This window comes from Streptomyces sp. NPDC058697 (assembly GCF_042715345.1).
Lineage (GTDB): Bacteria > Actinomycetota > Actinomycetes > Streptomycetales > Streptomycetaceae > Streptomyces > Streptomyces liliifuscus.
The window spans coordinates 241,969-256,063 of sequence record NZ_JBHXSU010000006.1 but is presented as its reverse complement, the minus strand read 5'-3'; the positions used below and the strand labels follow the sequence as shown (position 1 = coordinate 256,063).

Annotated in this window: 9 protein-coding genes and 2 pseudogenes; 6 read left to right on the top strand and 5 right to left on the bottom strand. The window is 69.9% G+C overall.

Going from position 1 to position 14,095, the window contains the following annotated elements:
• Positions 1-521: 521 nt before the first annotated feature.
• Together ACFWXQ_RS17090 and ACFWXQ_RS17085 are read left to right on the top strand one after the other, a co-directional pair.
• On the top strand, positions 522-2,783 hold the full coding sequence (locus ACFWXQ_RS17090; RefSeq protein WP_383940431.1) for an ATP-dependent RecD-like DNA helicase: 2,262 nt from the start codon (positions 522-524) through the stop codon (positions 2,781-2,783).
• Between the two features lie 623 nt (positions 2,784-3,406).
• Positions 3,407-4,696 (top strand): citrate synthase, encoded by a 1,290-nt coding sequence (locus ACFWXQ_RS17085; protein WP_383389757.1) that lies wholly within the window; start codon positions 3,407-3,409, stop codon positions 4,694-4,696.
• A gap of 615 nt (positions 4,697-5,311) precedes the next feature.
• Here ACFWXQ_RS17085 and ACFWXQ_RS17080 read toward each other — a convergent pair.
• The 3 genes and pseudogenes from ACFWXQ_RS17080 to ACFWXQ_RS17070 all read right to left on the bottom strand — a co-directional run bounded on the left by ACFWXQ_RS17080 (position 5,312) and on the right by ACFWXQ_RS17070 (position 8,859).
• A pseudogene (locus ACFWXQ_RS17080) lies at positions 5,312-7,571 on the bottom strand (heavy metal translocating P-type ATPase).
• A 25-nt stretch (positions 7,572-7,596) separates the two neighbouring features.
• On the bottom strand, positions 7,597-7,836 hold the full coding sequence (locus ACFWXQ_RS17075; protein WP_200398061.1) for a heavy-metal-associated domain-containing protein: 240 nt from the start codon (positions 7,834-7,836) through the stop codon (positions 7,597-7,599).
• A gap of 72 nt (positions 7,837-7,908) precedes the next feature.
• The gene (locus tag ACFWXQ_RS17070; protein WP_383940427.1) at positions 7,909-8,859 is read right to left on the bottom strand and encodes a PrsW family intramembrane metalloprotease; all 951 of its coding nucleotides are present in this window, start codon (positions 8,857-8,859) and stop codon (positions 7,909-7,911) included.
• Between the two features lie 277 nt (positions 8,860-9,136).
• Between ACFWXQ_RS17070 and ACFWXQ_RS17065 the strand changes: the two genes are divergently transcribed.
• Positions 9,137-10,180: a zinc-dependent alcohol dehydrogenase family protein gene (locus ACFWXQ_RS17065; protein WP_383940425.1), complete on the top strand. Its 1,044-nt coding sequence runs from the start codon at positions 9,137-9,139 to the stop codon at positions 10,178-10,180.
• Positions 10,181-10,274: 94 nt separating this feature from the next.
• On the opposite strand, the gene ACFWXQ_RS17060 is transcribed toward ACFWXQ_RS17065, so the two are convergent.
• Both ACFWXQ_RS17060 and ACFWXQ_RS17055 read right to left on the bottom strand, forming a co-directional pair.
• Positions 10,275-10,475 (bottom strand): AlpA family transcriptional regulator, encoded by a 201-nt coding sequence (locus tag ACFWXQ_RS17060; protein WP_055615575.1) that lies wholly within the window; start codon positions 10,473-10,475, stop codon positions 10,275-10,277.
• A gap of 303 nt (positions 10,476-10,778) precedes the next feature.
• Complete coding sequence (locus tag ACFWXQ_RS17055) at positions 10,779-11,708, bottom strand: sugar phosphate isomerase/epimerase family protein (protein ID WP_383940422.1); 930 nt, start codon at positions 11,706-11,708, stop codon at positions 10,779-10,781.
• Between the two features lie 123 nt (positions 11,709-11,831).
• On the opposite strand from ACFWXQ_RS17055, the gene iolC reads away from it, so the two are divergent.
• The 3 genes and pseudogenes from iolC to ACFWXQ_RS17040 form a co-directional block, all read left to right on the top strand.
• A complete protein-coding gene (gene iolC / locus ACFWXQ_RS17050; RefSeq protein WP_383940419.1) occupies positions 11,832-12,803 on the top strand; it encodes a 5-dehydro-2-deoxygluconokinase in 972 nt (323 codons plus the stop codon).
• 101 nt (positions 12,804-12,904) lie between these two features.
• On the top strand, positions 12,905-13,783 hold the full coding sequence (locus ACFWXQ_RS17045; protein ID WP_383940503.1) for a deoxyribose-phosphate aldolase: 879 nt from the start codon (positions 12,905-12,907) through the stop codon (positions 13,781-13,783).
• Positions 13,784-13,822: 39 nt separating this feature from the next.
• Positions 13,823-14,041, top strand: a pseudogene (locus ACFWXQ_RS17040) (5-deoxy-glucuronate isomerase); the annotation flags it as partial.
• Positions 14,042-14,095: the final 54 nt, after the last annotated feature.

Genomic DNA, 14,095 nt, shown 5'->3' with positions numbered 1-14,095 from the left:
GGGTTGTGTGTTGTCTGCGGGTGGGTGGGGGCTGGGTGCGCAGTTCCCCGCGCCCCTAAAAGATGCGCCAGCCGTTTGTCGTCGGGTCGGGGCCGCGACGGGGCATCCGATCGCAGCTGTGTCATCCCGCACCGATTGGTTGCCCACCAGAGGTCGTGCTGCGATCGGAAACCCCGACACGACCCCTGCGGCCGGAGGGCGACTGCCGCTGAGTGGGGGCGGGCCCCTTCAGGGGCGCGGGGAACTGCGCGCTCGGCCCCCACCGGGCAGGAAGGTGCGCACGGTCCTCAGCCTGGCTCTTTGGGGGCGCGGGGAACTGCGCGACAAGCCCACGACGGCCGGCAGCCGACAAACGACCGCAAGCCCCCACCCCCTAGGGGCGCGGGGAACGGCGCAATCTTTTGGCTTTTAGGGGCGCGAGGAACTGCGCGACCAGCCCCCGCCGGGCCGCAGATGCACAGGGGACCCGGAGATGCCACGGAGTTCGGGCCGCTGTCAGACGTGGGAGGTAGCGTCGGATCATGTCCAAGCAAGGGGCGGGGAACGGGGAGCGGAACCTGGCGGTTCTGGAGGGCGTGCTGGAGCGGATCACGTACGCCAATGAGGAGAACGGCTACACAGTGGCCCGGGTCGATACCGGCCGAGGCGGCGGTGATCTCCTCACGGTCGTGGGGGCGTTGCTCGGCGCCCAGGTGGGGGAGTCGCTGCGGATGGAGGGGCGTTGGGGCTCCCACTCGCAGTACGGCAAGCAGTTCACGGTGGAGAACTACACGACGGTGCTCCCCGCCACGGTCCAGGGCATCCGCCGCTATCTGGGGTCCGGCCTCGTCAAGGGCATCGGGCCGATCTTCGCCGACCGCATCACGCAGCACTTCGGGCTGGACACCCTGCAGATCATCGAGGAGGAGCCGAAGCGGCTCATCGAGGTGCCCGGGTTGGGGCCCAAGCGGACCAAGAAGATCGCCGAGGCCTGGGAGGAGCAGAAGGCGATCAAGGAGGTCATGCTCTTCCTCCAGACCGTCGAGGTATCGACGTCGATCGCGGTCCGCATCTACAAGAAGTACGGCGACGCGTCGATCTCGGTGGTCAAGAACCAGCCCTACCGCCTCGCGTCCGACGTCTGGGGCATCGGCTTCCTCACCGCTGACAAGATCGCCCAGTCCGTCGGGATCCCGCACGACAGCCCGGAGCGGGTCAAGGCCGGTCTCCAGTACGCCCTTTCGCAGTCCACCGACCAGGGCCACTGCTTCCTCCCGGAGGAGCAGCTGATCGCGGACGCGGTGAAACTGCTCCAGGTGGACACGGGCCTGGTCATCGAGTGCCTCGCCGAGCTGGCGGCTCCGACCGAGGAGGGCGAGGACCCGGGCGTCGTACGGGAGCGCGTGCCCGGCCTGGACGGCGGCGATCCGGTCACCGCCATCTACCTGGTCCCCTTTCACCGGGCCGAACTGTCCCTCTCCGCCCAGCTGTTGCGCCTTCTGCGTACGGACGAGGACCGCATGCCGGGCTTCCGGAACGTGGCCTGGGACAAGGCACTGGCCTGGCTCAAGGACCGTACGGGGGTGGACCTGGCCCCCGAGCAGGAGGCGGCGGTCCGGCTCGCCCTCACCGAGAAGGTCGCGGTGCTCACGGGCGGCCCCGGCTGCGGCAAGTCCTTCACGGTCCGCTCGATCGTGGAGCTGGCCAAGGCGAAGCGGGCCAAGGTCGTGCTCGCCGCGCCGACCGGCCGCGCCGCCAAGCGACTTGCCGAACTGACCGGCGCCGACGCCTCCACCGTGCACCGACTCCTGGAGCTCAAGCCGGGCGGCGACGCAGCGTACGACAAGGACCGCCCACTGGACGCGGACCTGGTGGTCGTGGACGAGGCGTCCATGCTGGACCTCCTCCTCGCCAACAAGCTCGTGAAGGCGGTCCCGCCAGGGGCACATCTCTTGTTCGTCGGGGACGTCGACCAGCTTCCGAGCGTGGGGGCGGGCGAGGTGCTCCGGGACCTGCTCGCGGAGGGAGGCCCGGTGCCCGCGGTCCGTCTCACCCGGGTGTTCCGGCAGGCCCAGCAATCAGGTGTGGTGACAAACGCTCACCGGATCAATGCGGGGCAACAGCCGGTCACGGATGGGCTCAAGGACTTCTTCCTCTTCGTCGAGGACGACACGGAGGAGGCGGGGCGTCTGACGGTGGATGTGGCTGCGCGGCGTATTCCGGCCAAGTTTGGCCTTGACCCCCGCCGTGACGTCCAGGTCCTGGCCCCCATGCACCGCGGCCCGGCAGGCGCCGGCACACTCAACGGCCTGCTCCAGCAGGCCATCACGCCGGCCCGCCCCGACCTGCCCGAGAAGCGGTTCGGCGGCCGCGTCTTCCGTGTCGGCGACAAGGTCACCCAGATCCGCAACAACTACGACAAGGGCGAGAACGGCGTCTTCAACGGCACGGTGGGGGTGGTGACTTCCCTCAACCTCGACGACCAGCGCCTCACGGTCCTGACGGACGAGGACGAGGAGGTCCCGTATGAGTTCGACGAACTCGACGAGCTGGCCCACGCGTACGCGGTGACCATCCACCGCTCCCAGGGCAGTGAGTACCCCGCCGTCGTCATCCCCGTCACCACGGGCGCCTGGATGATGCTTCAGCGGAACCTTCTGTATACGGCCGTCACCCGTGCGAAGCAGATCGTGGTCCTTGTCGGTTCCCGCAAGGCCCTCGGCCAGGCAGTCCGCACGGTTTCCGCCGGCCGGCGCTGCACGGCCCTGGACCACCGCCTCTCCGGAGCCCGCCTCCCGGACTGAGCCCGTCCCCGGCCCCGGGGGTGGGTGGGGGTGCGTCGTGGCTGGCCGCGCAGTTCCCCGCGCCCCTAAAAGCCAAAAGATTGCGCCGTTCCCCGCGCCCCTGGGGGATGGGGGCTTGCGGCCGTTTGTCGGCTGCCGGCCGTCGTGGGCTTGTCGCGCAGTTCCCCGCGCCCCTGACGGGCGAGGGGCGTGAGCCCCTCCCTCCTGTTGCCCCACTCAGCGGCAGTCGCCCCCCGGCGCAAGGGGTCGTGTCGGGGTTTCCGATCGCAGCACGACCTCTGATGGGCAACGTGTAGGCGCGGGATGACACAGCTGCGATCGGATGCCCCGGCGCGGCCCCGACCCGACGACGAACGGCTGGCGCGTCTTCAGGGGCGCGGGGAACTGCGCACCCAGCCCCACCCAACCCGCACCCGAAAAAAATGATCGATCAAACGAGTCGGAAACGTCACACGGCACTTTCGGAAGGAGGAGGAACCGGGCAGGATGAACAGGTTGGCGGCACTGAGTGCCGCCAATAGGCCCAATGGTCGACCCCGAGTGCACTCTCCTGCGCCAAATGGGGGATGGTAGAGACAGTCAGGGCACCTCGAAGAAGAGGCACAACGTCGGTGAGGGATGACGTGAGCGACAACTCTGTAGTACTGCGGTACGGCGACGGCGAGTACACCTACCCGGTGATCGACAGCACCGTCGGCGACAAGGGCTTCGACATCGGGAAGCTCCGCGCCCAGACCGGTCTGGTGACGCTGGACAGCGGATATGGAAACACCGCCGCCTATAAATCCGCCATCACCTACCTCGACGGTGAGCAGGGCATCCTCCGCTACCGCGGGTACCCGATCGAGCAGCTGGCCGAGCGCTCCACCTTCCTGGAGGTGGCCTCCCTGCTGATCAACGGCGAGCTGCCCACGGTCGACGAGCTCTCCGTCTTCAAGAACGAGATCACGCAGCACACCCTGCTCCACGAGGACGTCAAGCGCTTCTACCAGGGCTTCCCGCGCGACGCCCACCCGATGGCGATGCTGTCGTCGGTGGTCAGCGCCCTGTCGACGTTCTACCAGGACAGCCACAACCCGTTCGACGAGAAGCAGCGTCACCTCTCGACGATCCGCCTTCTCGCCAAGCTTCCGACGATCGCGGCGTACGCGTACAAGAAGTCCATCGGTCACCCCTTCGTCTACCCGCGCAACGACCTCGGGTACGTCGAGAACTTCCTGCGCATGACCTTCTCGGTCCCCGCCCAGGAGTACGAGCTGGACCCGGTCGTCGTCTCGGCGCTCGACAAGCTGCTCATCCTGCACGCGGACCACGAGCAGAACTGTTCGACCTCAACGGTGCGTCTGGTCGGCTCGTCGCAGGCGAACATGTTCGCCTCGATCTCGGCCGGCATCAGCGCCCTCTGGGGCCCGCTGCACGGCGGCGCCAACCAGTCGGTCCTGGAGATGCTGGAAGGCATCAAGGCCAACGGCGGCGACGTCGACTCCTTCATCCGCAAGGTGAAGAACAAGGAGGACGGCGTCCGCCTGATGGGCTTCGGCCACCGGGTGTACAAGTCCTTCGACCCGCGCGCCAAGATCATCAAGGCGGCGGCGCACGACGTCCTCTCGGCCCTCGGCAAGTCCGACGAGCTGCTGGACATCGCGCTCAAGCTGGAGGAGCACGCGCTCTCCGACGACTACTTCGTCTCGCGCAACCTCTACCCGAACGTGGACTTCTACACCGGCCTGATCTACCGGGCCATGGGCTTCCCGACCGAGATGTTCACGGTCCTGTTCGCCCTCGGCCGCCTCCCGGGCTGGATCGCCCAGTGGCACGAGATGATCAAGGAGCCGGGTTCGCGTATCGGCCGCCCGCGGCAGATCTACACGGGTGTGGTCGAGCGCGACTTCGTCCCTGTCGAAGAGCGCTAGGCAGTTCGTTCGCAGGTCCACGGGGGCTGTTCGCGCAGTTCCCCGCACCCTTGAAGGAAGAGGGGGCGTCCCTGACCAGGGACGCCCCCTCCTCAGTTGCGCAATGTGCACAAGTCGTACGGGATAACAGAAGGCGCCCCGCTACGGTCCCCCCACGGGCCGTAGATCGGGGCGCCTTCCCATGTCCCGGTGCGGATTCCCCCCACGGGATCCGGCCGGGCGTCTGAAGGCAGCGCCTGAGTCGCTGCGAGCAAAACGAGCAAAACTGGTTGGACTGGTGTGCTGCGGTCTGCCGGGACCCGTACGTACGGGAGGGCCGCTCAAAGCTCCCCGCTGCACGTGTCCCGGCAACGCAATTCCGAGAACGTCCCCCAAGACGTCCCCAGATGTCAGATACGCCCCCCAAGACGTCTCTGACATCGTCAATCTAGACTCACGAACCCCTTCGATGGTTACGTTCACATCACTGTGATCTGCGTCTCTTGCGTATGTCCTGAAGATGCGCAAGAGCTCCGATATCGCTACCGGAACCCAAGCGTAAGGATGATGCGCGAGCCTTGTGAAGAGCTTATGTGAAGGCGTGTGCCGGACTCTAGGGGGACTCTTACCTCTTCGTCATGAAAATGCCCTGAGCCGCAGGCTGTTCGTCACCACGAACACCGAGGAGAAGGCCATGGCCGCGCCCGCGATCATCGGGTTCAGCAGTCCGGCCGCGGCGAGCGGCAGTGCCGCCACGTTGTAGCCGAAGGCCCAGACGAGGTTTCCCCTGATCGTGGAGAGGGTCTTCCGCGACAGCCGGATGGCGTCCGCGGCCACCCGCAGATCCCCCCGTACGAGTGTCAGGTCGCTCGCCTCGATCGCCGCGTCCGTCCCGGTGCCCATGGCCAGGCCCAGGTCGGCGGTGGCGAGGGCGGCCGCGTCGTTGACACCGTCGCCGACCATCGCGACCGTCCGCCCCTCGCCGCGCAGCCGCTCGATCACGTCGACCTTGTCCCGCGGCAGCACCTCGGCGATGACGTCGGCGATGTCGATGCCGACCGCGCGGGCCACGGACTCGGCGACGGTCCGGTTGTCCCCGGTCAGCAGCACCGGCCGCAGGCCCAGGGCGCGCAGGGCGCGTACCGCCTCCGCGCTGGTCTCCTTGACGGCGTCGGCGACGGTGACGACACCGCGTGCCGCGCCGTCCCAGGCGACGGCCACGGCGGTACGCCCGTCCTCCTCGGCCCGCGCCTTGAACGCGACGAGTTCGTCCGGCAGCGCGATCCCGGCCTCTTCGAGGAGGCGGGCCCGCCCGACGAGCACCTCGTGGCCCTCGACCGTGCCGCGCACACCGAGCCCGGCCACGTTCTCGAAGCCGTCCACGGCCGCCAGGGGGCCTGTACGGGCCTGAGCGCCCTCGGCGACCGCCCGGGCCACCGGATGCTCCGAGGCGTGCTCCAGGGCCCCCGCGAGCCGCAGTACGCGCTCCTCGTCGGTGCTGTCGGCCGCGTACACCTCCTGAAGGGTCATGCGGCCGGTGGTGACCGTGCCGGTCTTGTCCAGGACGACCGTGTCGACGCGGCGGGTGGACTCCAGGACCTCGGGGCCCTTGATGAGGATGCCGAGCTGGGCGCCGCGGCCCGTGCCGACCATGAGCGCGGTCGGGGTGGCCAGGCCCAGCGCGCACGGGCAGGCGATGATCAGCACGGCGACGGCCGCGGTGAACGCGGCGGCCGTGTCACCGGTGACGCCGAGCCAGCCGCCGAACGTGCCGACCGCGATCAGCAGCACGACGGGTACGAAGATGCCGGAGACCCGGTCGGCGAGGCGCTGCACCTGGGCCTTGCCGTTCTGCGCGTCCTCCACGAGCCGCGCCATCCGCGCCGACCCGGGTCGCCTCGACGACGAGCCGCCCGCCCGCGTTCACGGTCGCGCCCGTGACGGCCGAACCCACCGTCACGTCCACCGGCACCGACTCGCCGGTCAGCATGGACGCGTCGACCGCCGAGGAACCCTCGACGACCGTGCCGTCCGTGGCGACCTTCTCCCCGGGCCGTACGACGAAACGGTCGCCCACGGCCAGAGCGGCCACCGGGACACGGACCTCACGGCCGTCCCGTACGACCGTGACGTCCTTCGAGCCCAGCTCCATGAGGGCCCGCAGGGCGGCACCCGCGCGGCGCTTGGAGCGGGCCTCCAGATAGCGGCCGAGGAGGATGAGGGCGACGACTCCGGCGGCGACCTCGAGATAGATGGCCGACGAGCCTTCCATGCGGGAGACGGTGAGCGAGAAGCCCTCGTCCCGCATGCCCTCCATTCCCGCGTCGCCGAAGAACAGTGCCCACAGGGACCAGCCGAACGCTGCCAGCGTGCCGATCGAGATGAGGGTGTCCATGGTGGCCGCGCCGTGCCGGGCGTTCGTGAACGCCGCCCGGTGGAACGGCAGTCCGCCCCACACGACGACGGGCGCGGCGAGGGTGAGCGCCAGCCACTGCCAGTTGTCGAACTGCAGCGCCGGGACCATCGACAACAGGACGACGGGGATCGAGAGGAGCACGGAGACGGTGAGACGCTCGCGCAGAGCGGCCAGTTCGGGATCCCGGGCGGCTTCCCCGGTGCCGTCAGTGGCGACGGGCGGCTCGATCCTCGGCGGGGGAGGCTCCTCGGCCGTGTACCCCGTCTTCACCACCGTGGCGATCAGGTCGGTGACCAGCACCCCCTGCGCGTACGAGACCTTCGCCTTCTCCGTCGCGTAGTTGACCGTGGCGGTGACCCCGTCCATGCGGTTGAGCTTCTTCTCGACGCGGGCCGCGCAGGAGGCGCAGGTCATTCCGCCGATCGTCAGCTCGATCTCCGCGGTCCCGGCTATCGGGGTCGCTGCGGTGGTGCTGGTCATCTCCGTGCTCCGGTTCTCGCCGGTGTCAGGCCTTGGCGACGAGCTCGAAGCCGGCCTCGTCGACGGCGGCGCGTACGGCCTCCTCGTCGAGCGGGGCGGCGGAGACCACGGTCACCTCGCCGGTGGAGGCGACGGCCTTCACCGAGGTGACACCGGCGATCTCGGAGATCTCGCTCGACACCGAGCCTTCGCAGTGTCCGCAGCTCATCCCGCTCACCTGGTAGACGGTGGTGAGGGAGCCCGGGGTGTCGGTCTGGGCGGTCATGTCGTTGCTCCTCGTCGAGACGTGTGGGGCGTGCGTGGCCCACGAGGGCCTCACACTAACCACACTGTACCCCTAGGGGGTATTTCGCCAAGAGGGGTCCCGGCGTGCCAGCGCACGCACCCAGGCGATGCCCATCAACGACACGGCGACCATGCCACCGACCGAGAACAGCGTGAAGAGATGTTTCTGCTGGTCCGTCACGGCCGGCAGGTAACCCGGCCCGAAGAGTGCGGGGTTGAGCGGCGCACTGGTCAGCCGCGCCACCAGCCAGAGCGCGATGCCATGTGTCGAGTCCCACAGGGCGTGCAGCAGCGCGACACCGACGTACGTGCCGACGACCGGGACGGTGAACGCGAAGTGCCCGTTCGGGCGCCGGTGCGCCAGCAGGACCGCGCCCGTGATCGCCGTCCACAGCCCGTGCCCGAAGGGGGCGAGCACGCCCCGCAGGATCTCGGTCTCCAGCAGCGCCCGCAGATCGATGCCCTCGGTCGAGACGGCCGCGTTGAACGCGTACCCCGCGCTCTCCAGCGCCGCGAACCCGAAACCGACCGACGCCCCGAGCACGAGTCCGGCGCGCAGTCCGCGGATACGGGTCTGCCGGCGCAGCACGAACATCAGCGCGGCCGCCTTCACCGCCTCCTCGATGAGCCCGACCCCGACGAACATCCACAGTGACGGTCGGAGCAGGTAGTACTCCATCACCGAGGCGCCGAGGACGCCCAGTACGCCACCGGTCAGGAAGCAGCCGAGGATCACGTTCACGCCCAGGTCGCGGCCGTGGTGCTCGTACGCCCACAGCACGAAGACGACCGGGGCCAGGAAGCTGCCGAGCAGGATCAGCGTCGGCAGCAGGGTGGTGTTCCCGGTCGCGTACGTGACGAGCACGCTGAGCCCCCAGAGCACGAGCCCGCCCCACAGACACCGCCGCCACAGTCCGGTGCGCGTCCGGGGATAGGACGGAGGGGGCTGCTGAGGGCCGGGGATGCGCGCTCGGGGTGCGCCGGGCGGCGGGGGCTGGGTCACGACAGATCCCTCGAATCCCTCGAACTCGAAACTGCGACGCGGAAGATTTGTCCGCACTTTATGGCAAGTGGTTGTTATGTGCCGTTCTGGCATATGCGGGCCGGGCCCCGACAGGGGCGCGGGGAACTGCGCAATCTTTCGGCTTTCGGCTTTTGGCCTTTAGGGGCGCGGGGAACTGCGCGACAAGCCCCCACCGGGCCCGCAGACGAAAACCGTGCACCCCGCGGGGCGTCTAGCGTTCGGTCGGAAACGGTGATTCACGTCGGAGGGGCAACACATGCGCGCAGTGATGTTCGAGCAATACGGAAAGCCGCCCGAACTGCGAACCGTCCCGGACCCGACCCCCGCGCCCCACGGCGTAGTGGTCCGCGTCGCAGCCACCGGCCTCTGCCGAAGCGACTGGCACGGCTGGCAGGGCCACGACCCGGACATCACCCTGCCGCACGTGCCAGGCCACGAACTGGCCGGAACGGTCGAGGCGGTGGGCGGCCTGGTAACCGGCTGGCGCCCCGGCGACCGCGTCACCGCACCGTTCGTCTGCGCCTGCGGCAGCTGCCCCTCCTGCGCGGCGGGCGACCAGCAGGTGTGCGAGCGGCAGACCCAGCCGGGGTTCACGCACTGGGGATCGTTCGCCGAGTTCGTGGCCCTGGACCACGCCGACGTGAACCTCGTGGCCGTCGCGGAGGAACTGTCCTTCGGGACGGCGGCCTCGCTGGGCTGCCGGTTCGCCACGGCGTTCCGCGCGGTCGTCGCACAGGGACGGGCGGCGCCCGGGGAGTGGGTGGCCGTGTACGGCTGCGGCGGTGTGGGACTCTCCGCCGTGATGATCGCGGCGGCGGCCGGCGCACGGGTCGTCGCGGTCGACCTCTCGCCCCGGGCGCTGGAGCTGGCACGGCAGTTCGGGGCGGCGGAGTGCGTGGAGGCGTCCCGGGACGCCGGGCCCGAGGAGACGGCGGAGGCCGTCCGTGAGCTGACGGGCGGCGGCGCCCATCTGTCCCTCGACGCCCTCGGCTCACCGGCCACCTGCGCGGCGTCGGTCGGCAGCCTGCGCCGCCGGGGCCGGCACGTCCAGGTCGGCCTGCTGCCCCGGGACCCGACGCTGCCGATGTCCCGGGTGATCGGCCTGGAACTCGAACTCCTCGGCAGCCACGGCATGCCCGCCCACGCCTACCCGCCGATGCTGGAGTCCGTACGGGCCGGGGTGCTGCGCCCCGACCTCCTGGTGACGTCCACCATCCCCCTGGACGAGGCTCCCGCCGCGCTGGCGGCGATGGGGACGGCGCCGGGGGCGGGAGTGACGATCATCGAGCCGTGGGTGTGAGCCGGTCGCTCCCGGGCCGACATGGGCATGAGAGGACCCCCGCGCGCCTGCCGCGCGGGGGCCCTGTAGTCGTGGTTGTCGTGCCGGGAGGTGATCAGCCGTCTCTGCGGCCTCTGTTGCCGGGCCGCGAGGCGACCCAGGCACGGACCGTGTCGGCGTACCAGTAGGGCTTGCCGCTCTCCACGTGGTCGGGCGGGGGCAGCAGCCCGTGCTTGCGGTAGGACCGCACGGTGTCCGGCTGCACCTTGATGTGCGCCGCGATCTCCTTGTACGACCAGAGCCTTCGGTCGGTCATGAGCTGCACCTCCCTGCGCGCGCCACAGCGGCGGCCGAGGGGCGGCCGTCGGGGGAGCCGGGCACTGCGCTGGCGATCACAAAGCCTGTGCCCGCTCAACGACACAGCGTGACCAGCCGATAGCGCCTGTCGCCCGGGTGTGACACAAGACCCGCGTACACGGGACATGTGTGACAGGAAGGGGTCTTTTGTGACACGAGTGACGCACTACGCACCAGAGGGGGCGCCCCGATAGGGGCGCGGGGAACTGCGCGACAAGCCCCCACCGGGCCCGCAGCCGAAAACGCACCCCCTGCGGAGCGCCTACGCTCCGCAGGACCTGAGGAACGCCCGCGTGCGCTGAGCAATGGGCAACGGCTTGTCGGGAGGACACGGATACATGTCCTGCTCGACAATGGCGAACAACTCCACGTCCAGCTTCTGCGCAGCAGCAAGCACCGGCTCCAGCGCCGGCACCCCGGACGGCGGTTCGCACATCACGCCACGCGCCACGGCCGGCCCGAACGGAACCTCGTTCGCCCGCACGTCGGCGAGGATCTCGGGATCCACCTGCTTGAGGTGGAGGTACCCGATCCGCTCCCCGTACGTCTCGATGAGCTTGACGCTGTCGCCGCCGCAGTAGGCGTAGTGCCCGGTGTCCAGGCACAGCGAGACCAGCGAAGAGTCCGTGCCGTCGAGGAAACGCGCCACGTTCTCCTCGCTGTCGATGTGCGTGTCCGCGTGCGGGTGGACGACGATTTTCAGCCCGTACCGCTCGCGCACCTCGTGCCCCAGCCGCTCGGTCTGGGTGGTGAGGTGGCGCCACTGCTCGGCGGTGAGCGTGTCGGGCTCCAGGACCTCGCCGGTCTTGTCGTCGCGCCAGAAGGACGGGATGACGACCAGGTGCTCGGCGCCCATCGCCTGGGTGAGCGCGGCGATGTCGGAGACGTGGGCCCACGTGGCGTCCCACACGGCCGGGCCGCGGTGCAGCCCGGTGAAGACCGTGCCGGCGGACACCCGCAGGTTGCGGCGCGCGGTCTCGTCCGCGAGGACGGCCGGCTCGCTCGGCAGATAGCCGTACGGGCCCAGCTCGATCCACTCGTACCCGGACTCGGCGACCTCGTCGAGGAACCGCTGCCAGGGGACCTGTTGGGGGTCGTCGGGGAACCACACGCCCCACGAGTCGGGGGCCGAGCCGATGCGGATGCGCGACAGTGAGGACTGAGGCGATGACTGGGGTGACAACGACGTCATGGGCGTCAGCTTCAGGTCCGTCGGGGAGAGGTGTCAAGGCCTGGTCCGAATGTCCGGACAACCAATTGACAGGGCTCTGTGAGCGCCGCTAGACCTTGGGTCAACCGATGCGAAGGGAACTCGATGGCCGAGTCCGCGGAGTCCAGTGCGTACGACCTCATCACCATGGGGCGGATCGGCGTGGACCTCTATCCGCTGCAGACCGGGGTGCCGCTCCCGCAGGTGACCTCCTTCGGGAAGTTCCTCGGCGGTTCGGCGACCAACGTGGCGGTCGCGGCGGCGCGGCTCGGGCGGCGTACGGCCGTGGTGACGCGGACCGGTGACGATCCGTTCGGGGCGTATCTGCACGAGGCGCTGCGGGACTTCGGGGTCGACGACCGCTGGGTGACGCCGGTGCCCGGGCTGCCGACGCCGGTCACCTTCTGCGAGGTGTTCCCGCCGGACGACTTCCCGCTGTACTTCTACCGGCTCCCCAAGGCGCCCGACCTGGAGATCGACGCCCACGAACTGGACCTGGACGCCATCCGCGACACCCGGATCTTCTGGGTCACGGGTACGGGCCTGAGCGAGGAGCCCAGCCGCACGGCGACGCTCGCCGCCCTCGCCCACCGCGCCAAGTCCGCCACCACGGTCTTCGACCTGGACTGGCGGCCGATGTTCTGGAGCGACCCTGAGGCCGCGCGGCCCTTCTACGCCGAGGCCCTGCGCCACACCACGGTCGCCGTCGGCAATCTCGACGAGGTGGAGGTCGCGACCGGCGTGCGCGAGCCCCACGCGGCCGCCCGGGCCCTGCTGGACGCCGGTGTGGAACTGGCCGTGGTCAAGCAGGGCCCCAAGGGTGTGCTGGCCGTGAACCGGCAGGGCGAGTCGGCGGAGGTGCCGCCCCTCCCGGTGACGGTCCTCAACGGCCTCGGCGCGGGCGATGCGTTCGGCGGTTCCCTCTGCCACGGTCTTCTCGCCGGCTGGGACCTGGAGCGGATCATGCGGCACGCCAACGCGGCCGGTGCCATCGTCGCGTCCCGTCTGGAGTGCTCCTCCGCCATGCCGACCCCGGCGGAAGTCGAGCAGGCCCTGAAGGCGGGGGCGGTGCTGTGAGGGCGGGATACGCGGGGGCCGGCCGGCGCGAAGGGGATGCCGAAGCCGAAGGGGCGTACGCCTCCGCGGGGGGCTCCCCGACGGGCAGCCCCGCTACCGGTATCGACATCTCGGAGCTCGTCCGGATCCGGGCCCAGCGCCCCGAGGCGGTCGAGGAGGCCGCCGTGCGGCGGCCCCGGCGGCCGCTTCTCGGCGAGTCCGGGCGGCTGATGATCGTCGCCGCCGACCACCCCGCCCGCGGGGCCCTCTCCGTGGGCGACCGCAGGCTCGCCATGGCCAACCGGATCGACCTGCTCGAACGGCTCTGCCTTGCCCTCTCCCGTCCGGGGGTCGACGGTGTGCTCGCGACCGCCGACATACTCGACGACCTGCTGCTGCTCGGCGCGCTGGACCACAAGGTGGTCATGGGCTCGATGAACCGGGGCGGACTCGCGGGCGCGGCCTGGGAGTTGGACGACCGGTTCACCGGACACCGCCCGCGTGACATCGAGCGGCTCCGCTTCGATGCTGGCAAGTTGCTGCTGCGGATCGACTACGACGACCCGGGTTCGCTCACCACCCTGGAGTCGACGGCCCGTGCCGTGGACGACATGGCCGAGCGTCGGCTGCCCGTGTTCGTCGAGCCGTTCCTCAGCCGCCGCGACCCCACCACCGGCACCCTCCGCAACGACCTGGGCGCCGACGCCGTCACCCGGTCCATCGCCATCGCGAGCGGCCTGGGCGGCAGTTCGGCGTACACCTGGCTGAAGCTCCCCGTCACGGAGAACCCGGACGACATGGCCCGTGTCATGGAGACCTCCACGCTCCCGGCCGTCCTGCTCGGCGGAGAGGTCGGCGCCGACCAGGAGGGCGCGTACGAGAAGTGGCGCGGGGCTCTTCAACTGCCCACCGTCCAGGGGCTGGTGGTGGGCCGCTCGCTGCTCTACCCGGCCGACGGCGATGTCGGGGCCGCGGTCGACACCGCCGTCGGACTGCTGTGAGGGGAAACCGACATGACCGACGAGCCGTACCTCTCCGACGGCGGTTGTACTGTGCGCACAGAGGGGAATAAAGAGGACAAAGTGTTTGAACTCCCGGGCAGGGAGGGCGTGTTCGCCGGAGTCGCCGACTTCGCACATGCCCTCCGTGACACCCGGGTCCTGATCGCCTCCGGCGCGGGAAGCCGCTTCGCCCTGGCAGGAGCGAAGTGCGAGCGACGACTCCCCGCCCGCTACGGCCCCGCGCCGGAGGTCCCCGTCATCGGGTGTGCACGGCCGCACATTGGCGGACGGGCCATAGAGACGTAAGGCCCG

Bases quoted from the DNA above. Each gene is read 5' to 3' on its own strand.
- iolC (WP_383940419.1), top strand. From the start codon at position 11,832: ATGGCCGAGTCCGCGGAGTCCAGTGCGTACGACCTCATCACCATGGGG.
- ACFWXQ_RS17055 (WP_383940422.1), bottom strand. From the start codon at position 11,708: ATGACGTCGTTGTCACCCCAGTCATCGCCTCAGTCCTCACTGTCGCGC.
- ACFWXQ_RS17090 (WP_383940431.1), top strand. From the start codon at position 522: ATGTCCAAGCAAGGGGCGGGGAACGGGGAGCGGAACCTGGCGGTTCTG.
- ACFWXQ_RS17060 (WP_055615575.1), bottom strand. From the start codon at position 10,475: ATGACCGACCGAAGGCTCTGGTCGTACAAGGAGATCGCGGCGCACATC.
- ACFWXQ_RS17075 (WP_200398061.1), bottom strand. From the start codon at position 7,836: ATGACCGCCCAGACCGACACCCCGGGCTCCCTCACCACCGTCTACCAG.
- ACFWXQ_RS17065 (WP_383940425.1), top strand. From the start codon at position 9,137: ATGCGCGCAGTGATGTTCGAGCAATACGGAAAGCCGCCCGAACTGCGA.